The organism is Clostridioides sp. ES-S-0010-02, from assembly GCA_020641055.1.
GTDB lineage: Bacteria > Bacillota > Clostridia > Peptostreptococcales > Peptostreptococcaceae > Clostridioides.
In genome coordinates, this window is record CP067345.1 from 3,432,827 (window position 1) to 3,450,570 (window position 17,744).

General features: G+C 28.5%; 18 protein-coding genes. 3 read left to right on the forward strand and 15 right to left on the reverse strand.

What is annotated here, in order from left to right; all coding sequences use genetic code 11:
• Window positions 1-57: 57 nt before the first annotated feature.
• From JJC01_15970 to modA, 4 genes are all read right to left on the reverse strand, one after another.
• Window positions 58-615, reverse strand: coding sequence for a sugar O-acetyltransferase (locus JJC01_15970; protein ID UDN57653.1), 558 nt, complete (start codon window positions 613-615; stop codon window positions 58-60).
• 5 nt (window positions 616-620) lie between these two features.
• Window positions 621-1,697, reverse strand: coding sequence for an ATP-binding cassette domain-containing protein (locus tag JJC01_15975; protein UDN57654.1), 1,077 nt, complete (start codon window positions 1,695-1,697; stop codon window positions 621-623).
• Complete coding sequence (modB, locus tag JJC01_15980; GenBank protein UDN57655.1) at window positions 1,698-2,381, reverse strand: molybdate ABC transporter permease subunit; 684 nt, start codon at window positions 2,379-2,381, stop codon at window positions 1,698-1,700.
• A gap of 148 nt (window positions 2,382-2,529) precedes the next feature.
• Complete coding sequence (gene modA / locus JJC01_15985; protein ID UDN57656.1) at window positions 2,530-3,342, reverse strand: molybdate ABC transporter substrate-binding protein; 813 nt, start codon at window positions 3,340-3,342, stop codon at window positions 2,530-2,532.
• 192 nt (window positions 3,343-3,534) lie between these two features.
• Between modA and JJC01_15990 the strand changes: the two genes are divergently transcribed.
• Entirely contained in the window at window positions 3,535-4,464 is a 930-nt protein-coding gene (locus JJC01_15990) for a helix-turn-helix transcriptional regulator (protein UDN57657.1), read from the forward strand.
• Between the two features lie 171 nt (window positions 4,465-4,635).
• Here the strand turns inward: JJC01_15990 and JJC01_15995 are convergent, their stop codons facing one another.
• From JJC01_15995 to JJC01_16030, 8 genes are all read right to left on the reverse strand, one after another.
• Window positions 4,636-5,085 (reverse strand): hypothetical protein, encoded by a 450-nt coding sequence (locus JJC01_15995; protein ID UDN57658.1) that lies wholly within the window; start codon window positions 5,083-5,085, stop codon window positions 4,636-4,638.
• A gap of 196 nt (window positions 5,086-5,281) precedes the next feature.
• Window positions 5,282-6,253 carry an alpha/beta hydrolase gene (locus JJC01_16000; GenBank protein ID UDN57659.1) on the reverse strand — a complete coding sequence of 324 codons (972 nt, stop codon included), beginning with the start codon at window positions 6,251-6,253 and terminating at the stop codon, window positions 5,282-5,284.
• A gap of 189 nt (window positions 6,254-6,442) precedes the next feature.
• On the reverse strand, window positions 6,443-7,297 hold the full coding sequence (locus JJC01_16005) for a protein-ADP-ribose hydrolase (GenBank protein UDN57660.1): 855 nt from the start codon (window positions 7,295-7,297) through the stop codon (window positions 6,443-6,445).
• Window positions 7,298-7,624: 327 nt separating this feature from the next.
• On the reverse strand, window positions 7,625-8,569 hold the full coding sequence (locus JJC01_16010; protein ID UDN57661.1) for an ABC transporter ATP-binding protein: 945 nt from the start codon (window positions 8,567-8,569) through the stop codon (window positions 7,625-7,627).
• A complete protein-coding gene (locus tag JJC01_16015; protein UDN57662.1) occupies window positions 8,562-9,587 on the reverse strand; it encodes an ABC transporter ATP-binding protein in 1,026 nt (341 codons plus the stop codon). The genes JJC01_16010 and JJC01_16015 overlap by 8 nt, the downstream gene beginning before the upstream one ends.
• A 73-nt stretch (window positions 9,588-9,660) precedes the next feature.
• On the reverse strand, window positions 9,661-11,229 hold the full coding sequence (locus JJC01_16020; protein UDN57663.1) for an ABC transporter substrate-binding protein: 1,569 nt from the start codon (window positions 11,227-11,229) through the stop codon (window positions 9,661-9,663).
• A 115-nt stretch (window positions 11,230-11,344) separates the two neighbouring features.
• A complete protein-coding gene (locus tag JJC01_16025; GenBank protein ID UDN57664.1) occupies window positions 11,345-12,256 on the reverse strand; it encodes an ABC transporter permease in 912 nt (303 codons plus the stop codon).
• Complete coding sequence (locus tag JJC01_16030; GenBank protein UDN60194.1) at window positions 12,240-13,181, reverse strand: ABC transporter permease; 942 nt, start codon at window positions 13,179-13,181, stop codon at window positions 12,240-12,242. The genes JJC01_16025 and JJC01_16030 overlap by 17 nt, the downstream gene beginning before the upstream one ends.
• 407 nt (window positions 13,182-13,588) lie before the next feature.
• Here JJC01_16030 and JJC01_16035 point away from each other — a divergent pair, with 407 nt between their 5' ends.
• Both JJC01_16035 and JJC01_16040 read left to right on the forward strand, forming a co-directional pair.
• Complete coding sequence (locus JJC01_16035) at window positions 13,589-13,990, forward strand: winged helix-turn-helix transcriptional regulator (protein ID UDN60195.1); 402 nt, start codon at window positions 13,589-13,591, stop codon at window positions 13,988-13,990.
• Window positions 13,991-13,992: 2 nt separating this feature from the next.
• Complete coding sequence (locus JJC01_16040; GenBank protein UDN57665.1) at window positions 13,993-14,391, forward strand: TIGR03987 family protein; 399 nt, start codon at window positions 13,993-13,995, stop codon at window positions 14,389-14,391.
• A 121-nt stretch (window positions 14,392-14,512) separates the two neighbouring features.
• Here the strand turns inward: JJC01_16040 and JJC01_16045 are convergent, their stop codons facing one another.
• The 3 genes from JJC01_16045 to JJC01_16055 all read right to left on the reverse strand — a co-directional run bounded on the left by JJC01_16045 (window position 14,513) and on the right by JJC01_16055 (window position 17,738).
• Complete coding sequence (locus tag JJC01_16045) at window positions 14,513-14,737, reverse strand: NifU family protein (GenBank protein ID UDN57666.1); 225 nt, start codon at window positions 14,735-14,737, stop codon at window positions 14,513-14,515.
• A gap of 36 nt (window positions 14,738-14,773) precedes the next feature.
• On the reverse strand, window positions 14,774-16,141 hold the full coding sequence (locus JJC01_16050) for an amidohydrolase (protein ID UDN57667.1): 1,368 nt from the start codon (window positions 16,139-16,141) through the stop codon (window positions 14,774-14,776).
• An 82-nt stretch (window positions 16,142-16,223) separates the two neighbouring features.
• Window positions 16,224-17,738 (reverse strand): hypothetical protein, encoded by a 1,515-nt coding sequence (locus JJC01_16055; protein UDN57668.1) that lies wholly within the window; start codon window positions 17,736-17,738, stop codon window positions 16,224-16,226.
• Between the last annotated feature and the right edge of the window lie 6 nt (window positions 17,739-17,744).

The following is a 17,744-nucleotide window of genomic DNA, read 5'->3' on the forward strand; positions in this document are numbered from 1 at the left end:
ATATTTCTTATCCAAAGATAATATATTAATAATCTTAACTTATTTATATAAATAAAATTATTCTTCTATATGTTTTATTACTCTACATGGATTTCCAACGGCTACAGTATTTGATGGTATATCTTTTGTCACTACACTTCCTGCACCTATTACCACATTATCACCTATAGTAACTCCTGGAGTTATAATCACGCCTCCACCTATCCATGCATTATCTCCTATCTTTACAGGTGAACCATACTCTATTCCTGAAATTCTAAGCTGTGCCTCAATTGGATGATAAGCTGTATAAATTTGAACATTTGGAGCTAACATTACATTATCACCAATTTCAATTTTACATACATCTAAAAAAATACAGTCATAGTTTGCAAAGAAATTTTCACCTACATGTATATTATATCCATAGTCACACCTTATATTTTGTTCAACATTTATTTGATTCCCAACTGAACCAAATAGTTTTTTTAAAATATCCACTCTTTTTTCATATTCATCTTCCAAAGAGTTATTAAACAACCTAGTTAATTTTTTACAATACTCTCTTTCTTTTACTAGCAATTCATCATTTGCATAGTAACCTTTCCCTGACAACATTTTTTCTTTTTCAGTCATATAAATTACTCCTTTTCTTTGCAATTGTACTTAAAGCAAAATAAATATTCCTGTGGAAAATCTAAATAAATGCTGTCTCCCTTATCAAATTTCATTTTGTTTTTTTCTAATTCTATCTGAATAGGCATACTTTTGCTAGATAAATTATTGTTTATAGCATATATAGTGTATGTAAATGGATTTTCTATAATGTTAATTAGTCTAAAACATAACTTGCCATCTAAATTTTCACTAGAATCTAAAACCTTAATATGATGCTCTCTGATTCCCACATATTCTATATTATCACCTATGTTTCCAGTTAATGTCAACTTACATCCCCAATCTGTAGCATAAATAGTATTGTTATCTATTCTATTTAATCGAGATATATTTTTACATCCTGTTATTTTTGCTTCTATAAGATATTTTGGAGACTCAAATAGTTCTTTTTTAGGTCTTTTTGGAAGACCTTCTCCTTTATTATAAACCATAATATCATCACAAACTCGGTAAGCTTCTTCAATATCATGAGTAACAAACAATATATCTCCCTTATAATCTTTTAACATATTCATAAGTTCTTTTTCCATATTACTTCTCAAATGATGGTCTAATGCAGAAAAAGGTTCATCTAAAAGTAGTATATCTGGAGATGTAGCTAAGGCTCTAGCTAGTGCTACTCTTTGTTGCTGACCACCAGATAATTGCCAAGGGTATCGACCCTCAAATCCATTTAATTTAAGTATTTCTAAATATTTCATTATTATTTCCTTTTTTTCATCTTTACTTAACTTTGAAAGACCAAGTTCGATATTTTGGCTTACAGTCATGTGAGGAAATAATGCATAGTTTTGAAATAAAAAACCAATGTTTCTTTCTTGTGTTGATAAATTTATCTTTTTTTCAGAATCAAACAATACTCTTTCATTTAATATAATCTTACCTCTTGTAGGTTTTTCAAGTCCTGCTATACATTTTAATGTCATACTTTTTCCAGAACCAGATTCACCTAAAAATCCTAAAATTCCTTTTTCCTGTTCAATTTTTACTTTTAATTTAAAAGAGGATAAATCTTTTTCAATATCTACATATAAACTCAACTATCTGCACCTCTTTCCTATTATTTTCTGCTGGAATTCTGACCAATAATTTAATAATAAAATCATTGCTATAGATATCGCTACAATAATCATAACCCACATCATAGCTTTATTCATATCTCCACCTTCAACTGCAAAAAATATAGCGATTGGCATAGTTTGAGTTTTTCCAGGTATATTTCCAGCTATCATAAGTGTAGCACCAAATTCTCCAAGTGCTCTAGCAAACGACAACACAAGTCCACCTATTATCCCAGGCCAAGCTAATGGTACTGCAATCTTTAAAAAAACTTTCCATTCATTAAGACCTAAGGTTCTAGCAGCAGACAACATGTTGCTATCAATTTGTTCAAAAGCTGACCTTGAAGTTCTATACATCATAGGAAAAGATACTACTACTGCTGAGATTACAGTTGCTGTCCAGCTAAATATTAAGGTTTTATCAAAATTCAGTAAAAATTTACCTACAAAGCCATTTTTCCCACATAACAACAATAAAAAGAATCCAACAACTGTGGGTGGCAAAATTAATGGAAGTGTAAAGATACCATCTATAATACCTTTCCACTTACCTCTATAGTTAGCCATAATATATGACACAAATATTCCTATTATAAAAGTTATTATCGTTGACAAAAAAGCTGTCTTAAGTGATATCCATAAAGGTGACCAATCTGTCCCCATTTTTTCCCTCCTTAATTTAAATGGAAATAGTGAAATTAATAAATATATTAATTTCACTATTTCCATTTTATTATAATATACAATTATTTTCAATTTTCATTTATTTATATACAACTTCTTTTTAATTACATATAAATTATTTGTAAGCTTATTCTACTTTTTTATATCCAAATTCCTCAAAAATCTTTTGTCCTGCATCACTCAACAGGAATTCTTCAAATTTCTTAGCAGCATCTGCATTTTTACTAGCTTCAATTACTGCAACTGGATATGTAATAGGTGAATGAGTTTTTTCATCTGTTTTCTCAACTACTTTTATTTTATCATTATTCACAGTGTCACTAAAATAAACGAATCCAACATCTGCATTACCTGATTGCACCCATGCTAAAACCTCTTTTACATCTTTCGCAAACACCAATTTATCTTTTAATGTATCTTTTAAATTTAAATTAGTTAATACTTCATCTGCATATTTACCTGCTGGAACACTTTCAGCTTCTCCAACTGCAATTTTCTTTACTTTATCTGTAGTTAAGTCTTTCATACTAGATACATCACTATCAGCTGAAGAAATAAGAACTAAATCATTTTTAACTAAATCTTTCATAGTATCAGAAACCAATAACTTTTCTTCATCTAAAGCTTTCATTTGTTTCTGACCTGCTGAAATAAATAAATCACATGGTGCACCTTGTTCTATTTGCTGTTGAAGTGAACCTGATGCTCCATAGTTAACTGTAAGCTTTACATTGGAATCAACTTTTTTGTATTCTTCTTCAATTTTTGCCATTGCTTCTTTTAAACTTGCAGCAGCAGATATGTTTAGTTCTACTGTCTCACTGCTTTTATTTGTTTTTTCTTCTTTACCATCATCTTTTGGACTTTCTTTACTACTACATCCAACTGTCCCCAAAGTTAAACATGCAACTAATCCTAATATTCCCAATATTTTTTTCATAATACTCTCCCTTTTTGTAAATTTGATACATATTTTAATTCGTTTTATCATGTTTTATCATGTTTTGTTATGTATAACTTAATTATATATACCTGCTAATAAATTTTCAAGTAAATTATTTATATTACTTTTAAATATTTTTCTACATTTTTCTTTTTTTAATGTTAAAATAACCTTATATGGAGGTGGATTATGGACTCATTATCATCTTTGACACCTGTTGAAGTAGCTGAATTATTAAAGATAACAAAAAATACTGTATATGAATTAATCAAAAGAGGTGAACTTCCTTCTTACAAAGTAGGTAAAAAAATAAGAGTTGATATTAAAGATGTCGAAGAATATATCAACAATCAAAAAACTGGTAAAATTAAAGATACACATTTTAACAATAAAAATATAGATATTGATAATAATCGTAAAATTATTATTTCTGGTCAAGATGTAATATTAGACATTTTAGCTAGGTCTGTTGAAAAAAGATTAGATAGAGTAAATACATTTCGCTCTTATATAGGAAGTTATAATGCTTTATATGAATTATATAATGGCAGGGTTTCTATAGCATCATCCCATCTATGGGATTTTGAAACAGACGAATATAATAGTACTTTTGTTAAAAAACTATTGCCAGGAATCCCATGTGTACTTATAAATCTAGCATATAGAATGCAAGGTTTTTATGTTGCTAAAGGAAATCCTAAGGAAATAAAAGGTTGGAATGATTTAACCAGACCAAATATAACACTTGTAAATCGAGAAAAAGGGGCTGGAACTAGAGTTTTGCTTGATGGCAAACTTAGACTTTTAAATTTTAATGGCAATGATATAAATGGTTATTATAATGAAGAATTATCGCATTTAGGTGTAGCAAGCAAGGTTTCTCGTGGTATAGCTGATGTTGGATTAGGCAATGAAAAAGCTGCTCTACAAGTAAACAATATTGACTTTATTCCTCTTCACAAGGAACGTTATGATTTGGTTATTAAAAAAGAAGACTTGAAAAACCCTGTCTACCAAACTATAATTAGTATAATTAATTCAGCTGAATTTAAGGCCGAACTTCAAGGTCTTGGTGGATATGATTTGATTGACACAGGCAAAATCATAGCAGAAGTTTAAAAATAAAAATCGCAATCTATTTTTACATGATTTATAAATTAATTGTAAAGTAAATTGCGATTTTTATGTATGCCAAAAACGTACATCAAAAAACTCAGTCTATCATAAAAACTTATATTGTTCATCTTGGTAGCTACATATAAAATTCAATATACTAAATAGTTAAATATATTAATATATATTTACATAATAGTAATTTTCCTTAATGTAGATTAACATATTATGTGTTTTTGATATGAATAATTTTCCTATCTTGTATACATGCGGTAAAATAAATGAGTTTAATAGGTTATATACAAAGTTGCTTTCTTCTTGTATCTTCTCAACTAATAAATTATTAATAAAATTATCTTTTTCATTTTCAATAACTTCACTCCAATTTATTTTAACTTTTAATATGTATCTTCCAACTAAGTATACACATTCTGTAACAAATAACAATAATACTATATAATCAGCTCCTCCTGATTGATATAAACTTCCTGATACTAAGGGTTTAGCAAAAAAGTTATAAAAATTTAAAGTATCTCCTGTATAGTCAAAAAATATTAATAGTAATCCCAAAACTCTTAATACTCTCATATTCAACATGCCTTTTTCTTTATTATTTTTGTTTTTCATATATACTACCTCTCTTTTCGTTAGATTTTATTGTATATAATACTAACTCTTTTATTTGAGGTACAGGTGAATTTAATTGGTAGTTATTTTCATTTTCATAATCAATTAATTCATATTAAATATTTATATTTAATATGAAAAATAGCTTATTTATTTTGTAATAAAATAAGCTATTAAAATATACAACTAATTTCTATTAATTGATAATACTACTATCTATAAACCTAAAAATTCTATTGAAATATGCTCTACTATCAGAGTCATATCCAGCAACATGTTCAATACCTTCTATGAGCCATAGCTCTTTTTTATTATGCTTGACTAAGTCATACATGGTTTGGCTATTTTGATAATTACAAACAGTGTCTTTTGTTCCATGTATAAATAGTATAGGAACATTACTCTTTTCGATTGCCTTATATGGTTCTACATCACTATACCAAAATCCAGATTTAAATTTATTATACACATCCCCACATGCTACGACATAATTTACTAATACATTTGGTATATGTTTTTCTATTACTCCCATTCTAATGGCATCCTTCATTTCAGAATATGGAGAATCCAATATATAAAAATCGACCTCTTGACTTTCTGAGTTTATAGCTGTATGCATAGCAGCTGTTCCTGCACCCATAGAAAATCCATGGATTCCCAATTTACCATCTGGGAATTTATTTTTTACAAACTTAACTATACTATCTAAATCATATCTCTCATAAAGACCAAATGTATAATTGTCGCCTCCACTATTACCAGTATTTCTTTGATTGTAAATCAATACATTATAACCTTTATCTAAGTATTCATATGCTATTTTTAGCATTTCATAGTGATTACTTCCCATTCCATGAACAATTATAATAGTATTTTTTGTTTTTATATTTGAATTCATAAAAAGACTTTCAAGTTTGTAATTATTAGAGCTTTGTATCATCAGCTCATCTGTCTTGTAGTTTTTCAATTTATCTAAGGGCTTATCTTTCCTCTTAGAAAATACTTTTAATACATCTTCTTTTTTTATTAACTGTTCTGAGCCAACTGAGCTATCGTACACCAATTTGCCAAATATATACGATATGATTAAGGGTATTAACAGAAATACAACTGATACAATTATTACCTTATTTCTTAAACTAATATAATTCTTAAAACTATTTTTCATATTTATTTACCATTTAATTTTCCTATATTTTGTTTTTTAAAAGTAATACAATCGCTACTTATACTACTCTTATGATTTCTATTATACCTATTAATCTACTAAAATTACAAATTATATTTTATCAATCATTAATATTTATAAGCTATTGCCTTATCTAATAAATATTACTAGATACTTTATTGGCAAGTGCTATCTAAATATTCTTCTATATTTTTCTTCTTCCTCTTCTGTGAATACATTAAATACAACTTTTAAATTTTTCTCAGGATTTTCTTTTAGCCATAATCTCACTCTATTTACAGCAAGATTAGCTGCTTCTTTTTTTGGATATCCAAATACCCCTGTAGAAATACCACAAAAAACGATATTCTTTATTTCATCAATTTCTCTTATAGTATTTAGAGATGATTTGTAGCAATGTAGTAATTGTTTTTCCTGTTCTTTGCTTGGCTGACCACCAGATACAATAGGTCCAACAGTGTGTACTACAAATTTTGCAGGTAGACAATAACCTCTAGTTATTTTAGCATCTCCTGTATATTCTAAATGTCCTTGTTTTTTTATTATTTTATCACAATCTTCTCTAAGTCTAGGACCTGCGCATGAATGTATCTCATTATCTACACATAAATGTAATGGTTGTAAACATCCTAATAGCTTATTGTTTGCAGCATTTACTATTGCATCTGCTTTTAAATTAGTTATATTGCCTCTCCATATAGCAATGCCTTCCTCAACTTCTTCTATATCATTTACATCTACTAACTCTCTTTCTTCACATTCAATTAACAATAAGTTATGTAACATACTAAGTATCTCTGGAGCAATTTCTTTTGGTGGATATACATTAAGAAGTCCTCTAAGTATATCTCTAGGCTTGATTTCATCATTTGATAAATTGTATATTTTAGAAGGAACTTCTTTTGAAAAATATGCAATTAAAGTGTTTATATTTTTCTTTCTTTGTTCGTCAGTTAGAGGTTTGATACTTCTATCAAAATCCTCAAATAAGTTTACATCATCAGCATAATCTCTCCACTTCATAGCTATCTCTCCATTCTTTTATTTTAGAATTATAAAAAATAATTATGTATTATGTACATACTTATTTATTTCTATAAACACTTACATAAATCCTGTTAAAAGTGTAAATTTTTTAATATTAATATATTTAAAGACAAAATATAGAACAATTTTAAGTATTTTATATAAACCTTTATAAAATAATATGCTACTTGCTAACACTTTAATCATAAAATTTTTAAATATAATAATTAAAGGGAACGTTCTAAAGCTTACACTTTTACACATAAATTTACATACATAAAAACCACTCTAAATAAGCAACTCTTACCTAGAATGGTTTTTACACTAAACAACTTTTAAATTTTGTTGGTATTTATTTATATCTGATTTAGAAGCATATACAAAATGACCATCTGAAACCTCAATCCAACTTGATAACTCATCACTTGAACAATTATACATACTATAATTATATTCCACTCTATTTCTTACCTTAGCATATCTTGGGTCAGGAATAGGAATTGCAGAAAGTAAAGACTTTGTATATGGATGTATAGGATTATTATACAACTCTTCTGAATTCGCTAATTCTACTAATTTTCCATTATGCATAACTCCTATACGGTCACTAATATGTCTCACCATAGATAAATCATGCGCTATAAACAAACAAGTTAAATTCTTTTCTTTCTGTAATTTTTTAAATAAATTTACTATTTGTGCTTGTATAGACACATCTAAAGAGGCTATCGGTTCATCAGCTATTATAAACTCTGGGTCTACTGAAAGAGCTCGAGCTATACCAATACGTTGTCTTTGCCCACCTGAAAAGTCAGAAGGATATTTATTTGCATAGCTTCTATCAAGTCCCACTAAATTTAACATCTCATAGACTTTATCCAGTCTTTCTGCTTTATTTTTACAGACACCCTGAATTTTAAGTGGCTCTGAAATTATATCTCCAATTGTCATACGAGGATTTAATGATGAGGTAGAATCTTGAAAAATAATCTGCATACTTTTATTTACATCTTTTTTTACAAATTTATATGATTTTTTATCTGAGATACAATTTCCCTTATAAATTACGTCTCCACCAGTAGGCTCATGTAACTTTATTATAGTTTTACCAGTTGTAGATTTTCCTGAACCAGATTCTCCTACTAAACCAAATATTTCTCCTTTATATATATCAAAACTTATATCATCAACTGCTTTTACAATAGTACTTTTATCCAAATGAAAATATTGTTTTAAATTTTTTATTTCTAGTATTTTTTCTTTATTCATTAGAAATCACCCTTCCACCATTTACCCTAACTGGTATATTTATTTTAGGTGCATCTGGATGCAATAACCAAGTTGCTGCACTGTGTGTATCATTAATTTTAAACATTGGTGGCTCCTTTTCATAATCTATCCTAAGAGCATTTTTATTTCTTACTGCAAATGCATCCCCCTTTGGAGGATTTAATAAATTTGGAGGCATTCCAGGTATATTATACAAATAATCTTCTTGTGAATCTAAAGTAGGTAATGAACCTAATAATCCCCAAGTATATGGATGTCTAGGGTCATAAAATATATCTTCTACTGTTCCTATTTCTACAATCTTACCTGCATACATAACTGCTATCCTATCAGCCATAGTTGCAACTACACCTAAATCATGAGTTATAAATATTATTGATAAGCCTATTTTATTTTGTAGTTCTTTTATTAAGTCAATTATTTGAGCTTGTATAGTCACATCCAAGGCTGTTGTAGGCTCATCAGCAATCAATACTTCTGGATTACAAGCTAGTGCTATAGCAATTACTATACGTTGCCTCATTCCTCCTGAAAAATGATGCGGAAATTGTTTAAATCTTTTTTCAGGATTATCTATCCCAACTAATTCAATAAGCTCTATAGCTCTTTTCTTAGCTTCACTTTTACTTATGCCTTGATGGATTACTATAGCTTCAGTTATTTGCTTTCCTATTGATATGGTTGGATTCAAAGATGTCATAGGGTCTTGAAATATCATTGATATATCTCTTCCTCTAATATCTTCCATTTCTTTCTCAGATTTTTTAACTAAGTCCTTTGATTTAAATAGAACCTCTCCACTTTTGATATATCCATTATATGGAAGTATCTTTATCAAACTTTTGCATAATACAGATTTTCCACAACCAGATTCTCCAACTATAGCTAGTGTTTCACCCCTTTTTAGGGTAAAGGACACATCTCTCACAGCCTGTACTTCGCCTTCTTCTATTTTAAAGCTTACAGATAGATTATTAACCTCCAATAAATGTTCCAAAAACCATCAACCCCTATGCTATTCAAACCTTAGGGATATATTTCATCCCTAAGGTTTCTAATTAATCTAACTATTATTCTATTGTCCAATCAGCTATGTTCCAGAATATCCCTACACCATGATGACCTAAAACTGTATCAGGTGTTAAACCTTTTATATTTGGTTTTCCAACATATATAGCATCTATATAAGCAATAAATGTATATGGCATATCTTTAGTCATCTCTACTTGGAATTGTTTATATAACTTTAATTTTTCATCTTTATTTTCTGTTTCTCTTGCTTGTTGAAGTATTTTGTCTATAGTAGGATTAGAATAAGCACTGTAGTTTGCACCTTTATCTGTTCCAAATACTTTATATGTATGGTCATCTGGGTCAAATGGACTTCCCCAACCGATTAAGTGCGCATCTTGATTAGCCCAATCTGTTTCAGTTACAACTACAGCTTTAGCATCAACACCTATTTCTTTTAGCTGTTGTGCACATATTTTAGCCATATCAACTCTAACTTGGTCACTTTCGCCAGCTGTTATTTCAAAAGCTAATTTAGTACCTTCTTTTTCATATATTCCATCAGAACCTAACTTCCAACCTAATTTTTCAATTTCTTGCTTAGCCTTTTCTGGATTATATTCAAATTTCTCTATATCAGGATTATTATATGGTCCCATTTGTAAAGGTGAATATGCGGCTACACCATGACCCAATAATACACTATCAACTATTGCTTTTCTATCTATTGCATAACTTAAAGCATTTGGTAATCCTTTAGTCTTTTCATCTTTAAAGAATTTAGAATTGAAGTTATATAGTATACCTCTATAATCTGCAGTTTTCATTATATTTACTTTAAAATTCTTTTCGTCTTTCTCAAAATTAGACATATCTTTAGGAGTTACTTGCGCTAAATCTAATTCACCTGATTTTAATTGCATTGCTTTAGCTTTGTCATCTGGTACAATCTTAAATACTACTTTATCCAGTCCTGGCTCTTTTACAAAATAATCACTATTTTTAACAAGTGTTATACTTTGCCCTTTATCCCATTTTTCAAGTTTGAATGGTCCAGTACCTATTGGTTTTTGATTAAATCCATCAGTAGTTATATCTTTACCTTCTAATGCATGTTTTGGTAATATTCCAACTGTTAAATAATCAAGCATTGCTGTATTTGGTGCTTTTAAAGCAATTTTTATAGTAGTATCATTAATTACATCAATTTTTGTTATATCTTCATAATTTGATGCTATTTCAGAAGCATTGTCTGGATTCATTATAGTTTCCATTGTGAATTTAACATCATTTGCTGTAAATTTCTCTCCATCATGCCACTTAACATCATCTCTTAAATTAAAAGTATATGTATTTGTTGCTTCATCAAATTTCCAATCTTTTGCTAGACAAGGAACTACTTTATTATTTTCATCATGAGCTGTTAATCCATTAAATATCAATGAATTTATTTCGCCATGTTCATATAGTGCTGGATTTATACTTGTATAGTCATTACTTCCATAAACAAGTACTTTACCATCTTTAGGTTTATCTGTTTTTTTGTCCCCATTTCCTGCACTCGAACAGCCTGCCATTAGACTAAGTATCATTACTAGACTTAAAACTTTTAATTTTTTTAATTTCATGATGCTCCCCCTTTTGCTTTTAATAATAAATATTTTTTAAAGCTTTGACCCCATTTATTTAAATAGATATTTCAAATACCTTAGTATTTGCTTATTTAACACTTAAAACGCTGATTTATAAATTACTTGATTTTTTATTATTGCTCTTTCTTATATAATTACCAATATTAGTTATACAGACCAATGTAGTAACTAAAAATATACCTGGAATTAGGATAATCCACCATCTATTTGAAAGAAGTGCTTCTTCTGATAAAGATAGCATACTTCCCCAAGAAACAATTTCTATTGGCAAACCAATTCCTAAAAAACTTAGTGTTGACTCAGTTCCAATAGCTGCACCTATATTTGTTACTACCATAAACATTATTGATGCGACAAAGTTTGGAAGTAAGTGCTGTTTTAATATATATAAAAATCCTCCACCCATACTTTTAGCTGCTAGTATGTACTCACTATTTCTTATTTGTCTAACTTCAGTCCTTACAATCTTAGATATATTCATCCAACTTGTTATCCCTATTACTATGGACATAGATATTGGATTTGAATTCCCAAGTATCGCTTGTACAAATATTATAATTAATATTGATGGTATACTAAGTATGATTTCTGTAAATCTCATCATTGCATCATCTACAAGCTCAGATGCTGAACCGCTTATGCTACCATAAACAATTCCTATAATAGTTGATATTATTGTCGAAAATATTCCTATAAATAAAGATATTTTTCCTCCATACCATATCATAGAATATATATCTCTTCCCATTGAATCTGTTCCAAAGAAAAAATCTTTACTTGGAGCTAAATTAGAACTTACTAAATCCATATATGTTGGCTCATGTGTCATTATCAAAGATGAAAATACACTTCCAATAACTATAATGGATAAAATTATGATTGATATATATGGTAACTGTTTAAATTTTTCAAACAGAGTTTTTTTTATTTCTATTTGTTCATCTTTTACTACTGAAATATAATTTTCTCCTACAATCTCAAAATCACTACATTGCGGCTTCATTGTTATCACCTCTATCGTACTTCATTCTAGGGTCTATTTTATTGTTTATAATTTGAGCTAGCATATTTCCAAATACCACTAAAGCTCCTGTTATTAGACATAAAACTAATAGCATATTATAATCGTGATACTTTGCACTCTCAAAACAAAGAGTTCCTAACCCTGGATAAGAAAAAACCTTTTCAACTACATAAGTTCCTCCTAATATATGAGGTATTGAAATAGCCATGATACTTATATATGATGGCATTATATTTCTCAGGCAATGCTTAAAAACAATGGTTCTATTGTTTAAACCTTTTGCTTTACATAGCAATACATAATCTTCTCTTATTTCTTCTAGCAATTTATTTCTTATCATATATGTGTAATACCATAAATGGCTCAATATAAGTACTGTAAGAGGTAATATTAAATGAGATATCCTACTTGATATACTATATTCCTCTCCCATTGAATAAGCTCCACTACTTGGAAGTATACTTAGATTTATACTGAATATAAGTATAAGTACTAAAGCAACCCAGAATGATGGAATACAATTGGTTATCGTACCTAGTTTACATATAACCCTATCTATAAGCTTATCTTCATGCAATGTACAAAAAATTCCTAAAAGTAATGCTAGAACAAAGGTAAGTATGTATCCTGAACCACCTAATATGATAGTATTTATATAAACATCATTTATAACAGAAGTAACATTTTGCTTATATTTAAATGAAATCCCAAATTCTCCTTTTGATGCATCTGAAATCCATTTTATATATTGACTGTATATTGGTTCGTTTAGACCAAGTTTTTTCATAGCATTTTCTTTTTCTTGAGTACTCATTCTTTCTACACCATCTCCATAGTAAGAAATTAATGGGTCTCCTGGAGCAAGTCTTGCCATATAAAAAACCACAAAAGATAATAAAAACATTACTAAAATAAACTGCAACAACTTTTTAACTATATCCTTTAACAAACCCCTATTCCCCCTTTGTTGCAATAAAAAAAACCACCAAAAGCAAGCGTCAATCGACGTTTAAACCTTCGTGGTTTTATTATCATTAAATAAAAATTAAATTTTAAATATTTATCTATAAACCAATTTTAGCATCATTTATGTTGTGTGTAAACAAACTTTTGAAAAATTGTTAAAATTTCATCAAATTGTTTTATTTTTACCTAAAATTAAATTTTTATGATATTACTAATCTCTTATTTATTACATAATTATTAAATTTTATATTGACTATTTACTGAAACTATATTATATTAGTTTCTATGCAAACTATCTAAGAGGTGATTTTATTGAAAACTAATTATGATTGTTTTAGAATAGCTATGCTTCTAAAAGAACTCTATTCTAAAACAATGTACACAGTAGAGGAAAATTTTAAGGAAAATGGATTAACACATCAACAGATTATAGTTATAAAGCTAATAGCTCATAATCAAGAACTAACAATTTCACAACTATGCGATGAGATGTCTTTAGCTAAAGGAACAGTATCAGGTATAATCAGTAGATTAGAGCAATTTGGATATGTAGAAAAGTTCAAAAAATATGATGATAAGAGAAATACATATGTTAAATTTACAGAGGATGGACTTGAATTCGCCACAAATTTTAAAAGTAAAATGCAAGAAAGCTTTGATGGTATTTTTAAAAATTGTGATGAAAAAGAATTAAATGAATTAGTAAAAAATCTTAGAAATATATTAGCAAAAATAAAGGAGAGATAATTATGAGTTCTAAATTAATACTTGCAATAGTGTTTATAACATCAGCTTTAATTTTTTACACTATAGGTGTATTTGGAGAAAGAAAAGCTAAAATTTTAAAAAAGAAACATGTAATTATATTTTGGCTTGGTTTAATATTTGATACTTTAGGAACATTTACAATGAGTAATATAGCTAATAGCCACGCTTTTGAAGTGAAGTCTGTATTGTCCCAAAATCTTCATAGTATAACTGGTCTCCTAGCAATTGTGCTTATGCTTTTTCATGCAGGCTGGGCTACTTTTGTTTTGTATAAGGACGATGAAGATAAGAAAAAATTCTTCCATAAGTTTAGTATAGTTGTATGGACTATCTGGTTAATTCCATACTTTATAGGTATGTTTATTGGTATGGCTGGATAATAAATAAAAAAAAGTGTGTAGGAAAATGAATATACACTTACACACTTTTTCATATATATCTATAATGTTTTACTTACTCTTTTACACAGCTTAATAAATCCTTATGTATAATTTAAATTTATTAAACACCTAACACTTGAGTTACTCCTGGAACTTCGCTTACCAAAACATTTTCAATAACAGCTTTTATTGTCATAGTTGCTCCTGGACATCCACTACAAGCACCTTGTAATCTAACTAAAACTACACCATTCTCATTTACATCTATAAGCTCTACATCTCCACCATCTCTTTGTAATACAGGTTTTATCTTTTGTTCAAGTACTTTTTCAACTTGTTCTCTCATAGTTATTCCCCCCCAGAAATATTTTTATTACCAAGATTATACCAATGGTTTAAATTTTTGTCCATCTAATGATTTTTCAAACTCTATATTTGCCTCATCAATAATCTTAGTATTCATAAATACATCATAAGCACTACAAGCCAATACCTTAGCTGAATTTATCATAGCTGAAAATCCTATACTTGAACCAGCTGATGCACATGACTGCCATGTGTGGCTTGCCACACCAACAGGCCATGCTGCCATTGCAAATTGAGCTACTGGTATCACATAACTTACATCTCCAACATCAGTAGAACCAGCTAATCCCTTATCTTCTGCTCCATCAGCTATACCATGATGTATATAACTGTCCACAATAGATTTATCGTCTTGGAATGCTGTAGCTACACCTAGTCTCTCATCCTTAGTAAGAGTAGCACATAATTTTTTTGCAAATTCTTCTTCTTCAGGAGTAGTTTTAGGAGTTCCAACAAGAATCATATTATCGTATACTAAATCAGTTAAACACTGATTTGGTATATAATCATAAATCCCATCAGTAATTACATACTCCATTTCAGTCTCTGTCATCATAGCTGCTCCTTGTGCCACTTTTATTAGCCTATCAAGAACATTCTCTGCATCCTTTGCTTTTTTACCTCTTATAAAATACCAACTTTCCGCAAAACCAGGAACTACATTAGGTCTTCCTCCACCATTAGTTATAACATAATGCATTCTTATAGAGTCAATTACATGTTCTCTTAAATAATTTGCTCCTACATTCATAAGTTCAACAGCATCTAATGCACTTCTACCATTATGAGGGGCTTGAGCTGCATGTGCTGTTATTCCCTTAAACTTAAATCTAGCAGATAAATTTGCCAGACTTCCACCTCTCCATGTGCCATTTATATCAAAAGGATGCCATGTAAATGCGCAATCTACATTATCAAAACATCCATTTACACACATTACAGTCTTTCCTCCACCTTCTTCTTCAGCAGGACAACCGAAATATTTTATTGTTCCATTAAATTTATTTTTTTCCATAAGTTCTTTGATAGAAACGACTGCTCCTACACCTGCTACACCCAATAAATTATGACCACATCCATGTCCAGATTCTCCCTCTACCAATGGATTTTTTTCTGTACTCACAGATTGTGATAGTTCTGGCAAAGCATCATATTCGCCAAGTATTCCAATTACGGGCTTACCTTCTCCAAAACTCGCTATAAATCCAGTTGGTAAATTGTCTACTTCTTCAATTTCAAATCCTTTTGACTTTAGATATTCCTTTTGAATACTGCTTGCATACTTTTCTTCAAAAGCTAATTCTGGATTTTCCCATATTTTTTTAGATAAATCAATTAATTCTTCTCTTATCTCCTCAATATTATTTATAATATATTCTTTCATAGTCTCCTCCACAGATATGTATTTTTGATATACTTTACAAATTATATTATATACTAACATTCTATTTATTCACAATTTTTTGTTAATTAATTTGATTTATATATTCTTCTATACAATGTATTTTTTCCTTATTTTTTTTCTTCATAAATTCAATGTACTCTCTTTTCCATGGTGTAGTTTTATTATTTTTGTTTAGTAATAGTTCTAATAAATTAATTTCTTCCATTCTCATATCTTCATAAAATACTACACTTCCTAGTATTGCCAATTCAAATTCACTTAATGAAGCAAATAGCATTAGATAATCATCCCCAAATAAGCACTCAGATTCAAGAATATCAATAAAGTCTTTTTTTGCATTGATATTTTCCTTTATTATTTTTATTTTTTCAATTATAGAAGTACTCTCTAGTACAGCATTGAATATCGCTCTAAATGACTTATCATCTAATTTATTTTCATCATCAACAATATACTTTTCTAAAGGTTCACTTTCATTCTTACTTACAGTTATCATACTTTTAAAAGTGCCACTTTTTATTGAACTTAGTACAGACTCAATAAATATCTTCTCATATGCTTTTATGTATTTTATCATGGCTTCATCTTCTATATTTAATCTTTCTATCAAAACATCAATTGCTTCTTCAAGCAATAAAACTATTTTTTCATTTATTATACTTTCTTTATTGAGCTCTTCAGAATTATTAAAATCAAAACTATTACTTTCTTCAATAAATTCAACTACATTATTTTCCTCATATTGCTTAATTTCATCTTCAAAAGTATGATTGTATATGTTTTTAAATTGTTTTTCTAAAAATTCATATTCATATTCTGAAATCTTCAAATTAGTTGATTCATTACCTAAAATTGTAGAGAAAATAGAGTTATTTATAATAAGTTCAAATAAATTTATAAGTATAACATCACAATCTATTTTATAAGTTATTCCATAATCATAAAATAATTTTTCTCTATCTTTCTTTCTAAATAAATTACAAAATCTATTTTCTATATCCATACTCTCAATATAATTTTTCACATAATAAATTCCTTGAATATCCATATCATCTAATGCCAATGGATAATCTATACTCACTGGAATATCATATGCTTCAAATTTTATACTATAGTTTTTAAAGAAACCAGACAGTTCCATTAAAGTATCATTATACGCCATTAAATTAGTGTCTAATTTTCTACTTTTCATTACTTCATAAAATTTTTCTAACTCAAGTAAATCATATTCAAGAATTTTAATGCCTTCTAAGTATACATACTTAATATTTTTAGACGTCAATTCTGCAACTCTTTTTTCTATACTTTCAAGTTTACTTACATATGCATCAATAGAATACCAAATTGAAAGCAATAATTTTTCAGCAACTTCAGTCTTTACTGATGTACTTTGACCATTTGTATATTTTTTAATTAAATCTATAAGAATTAAGGATATTTCCTGTTGTATGTTATATACTTCTCTCTCATTTATTACTTTACAATCCATACATTCTTTAAGTAGAGATATTGCATATTGATTTTTTATTAGATTATTTTCATTTATATTGATGTTGGTTAGATTATTATTTGACATAGTAAG

Bases quoted from the DNA above. Each gene is read 5' to 3' on its own strand.
- JJC01_16010 (UDN57661.1), bottom strand. From the start codon at position 8,569: ATGAATAAAGAAAAAATACTAGAAATAAAAAATTTAAAACAATATTTT.
- JJC01_16035 (UDN60195.1), top strand. From the start codon at position 13,589: ATGCTTCTAAAAGAACTCTATTCTAAAACAATGTACACAGTAGAGGAA.
- JJC01_16000 (UDN57659.1), bottom strand. From the start codon at position 6,253: ATGAAAAATAGTTTTAAGAATTATATTAGTTTAAGAAATAAGGTAATA.
- JJC01_15990 (UDN57657.1), top strand. From the start codon at position 3,535: ATGGACTCATTATCATCTTTGACACCTGTTGAAGTAGCTGAATTATTA.
- JJC01_15970 (UDN57653.1), bottom strand. From the start codon at position 615: ATGACTGAAAAAGAAAAAATGTTGTCAGGGAAAGGTTACTATGCAAAT.
- JJC01_16005 (UDN57660.1), bottom strand. From the start codon at position 7,297: ATGAAGTGGAGAGATTATGCTGATGATGTAAACTTATTTGAGGATTTT.
- modB (UDN57655.1), bottom strand. From the start codon at position 2,381: ATGGGGACAGATTGGTCACCTTTATGGATATCACTTAAGACAGCTTTT.
- JJC01_16025 (UDN57664.1), bottom strand. From the start codon at position 12,256: ATGAAGCCGCAATGTAGTGATTTTGAGATTGTAGGAGAAAATTATATT.
- JJC01_16045 (UDN57666.1), bottom strand. From the start codon at position 14,737: ATGAGAGAACAAGTTGAAAAAGTACTTGAACAAAAGATAAAACCTGTA.
- JJC01_15995 (UDN57658.1), bottom strand. From the start codon at position 5,085: ATGAAAAACAAAAATAATAAAGAAAAAGGCATGTTGAATATGAGAGTA.
- modA (UDN57656.1), bottom strand. From the start codon at position 3,342: ATGAAAAAAATATTGGGAATATTAGGATTAGTTGCATGTTTAACTTTG.
- JJC01_16040 (UDN57665.1), top strand. From the start codon at position 13,993: ATGAGTTCTAAATTAATACTTGCAATAGTGTTTATAACATCAGCTTTA.
- JJC01_16050 (UDN57667.1), bottom strand. From the start codon at position 16,141: ATGAAAGAATATATTATAAATAATATTGAGGAGATAAGAGAAGAATTA.
- JJC01_16020 (UDN57663.1), bottom strand. From the start codon at position 11,229: ATGAAATTAAAAAAATTAAAAGTTTTAAGTCTAGTAATGATACTTAGT.
- JJC01_16030 (UDN60194.1), bottom strand. From the start codon at position 13,181: ATGTTTTTATTATCTTTTGTGGTTTTTTATATGGCAAGACTTGCTCCA.
- JJC01_16055 (UDN57668.1), bottom strand. From the start codon at position 17,738: ATGTCAAATAATAATCTAACCAACATCAATATAAATGAAAATAATCTA.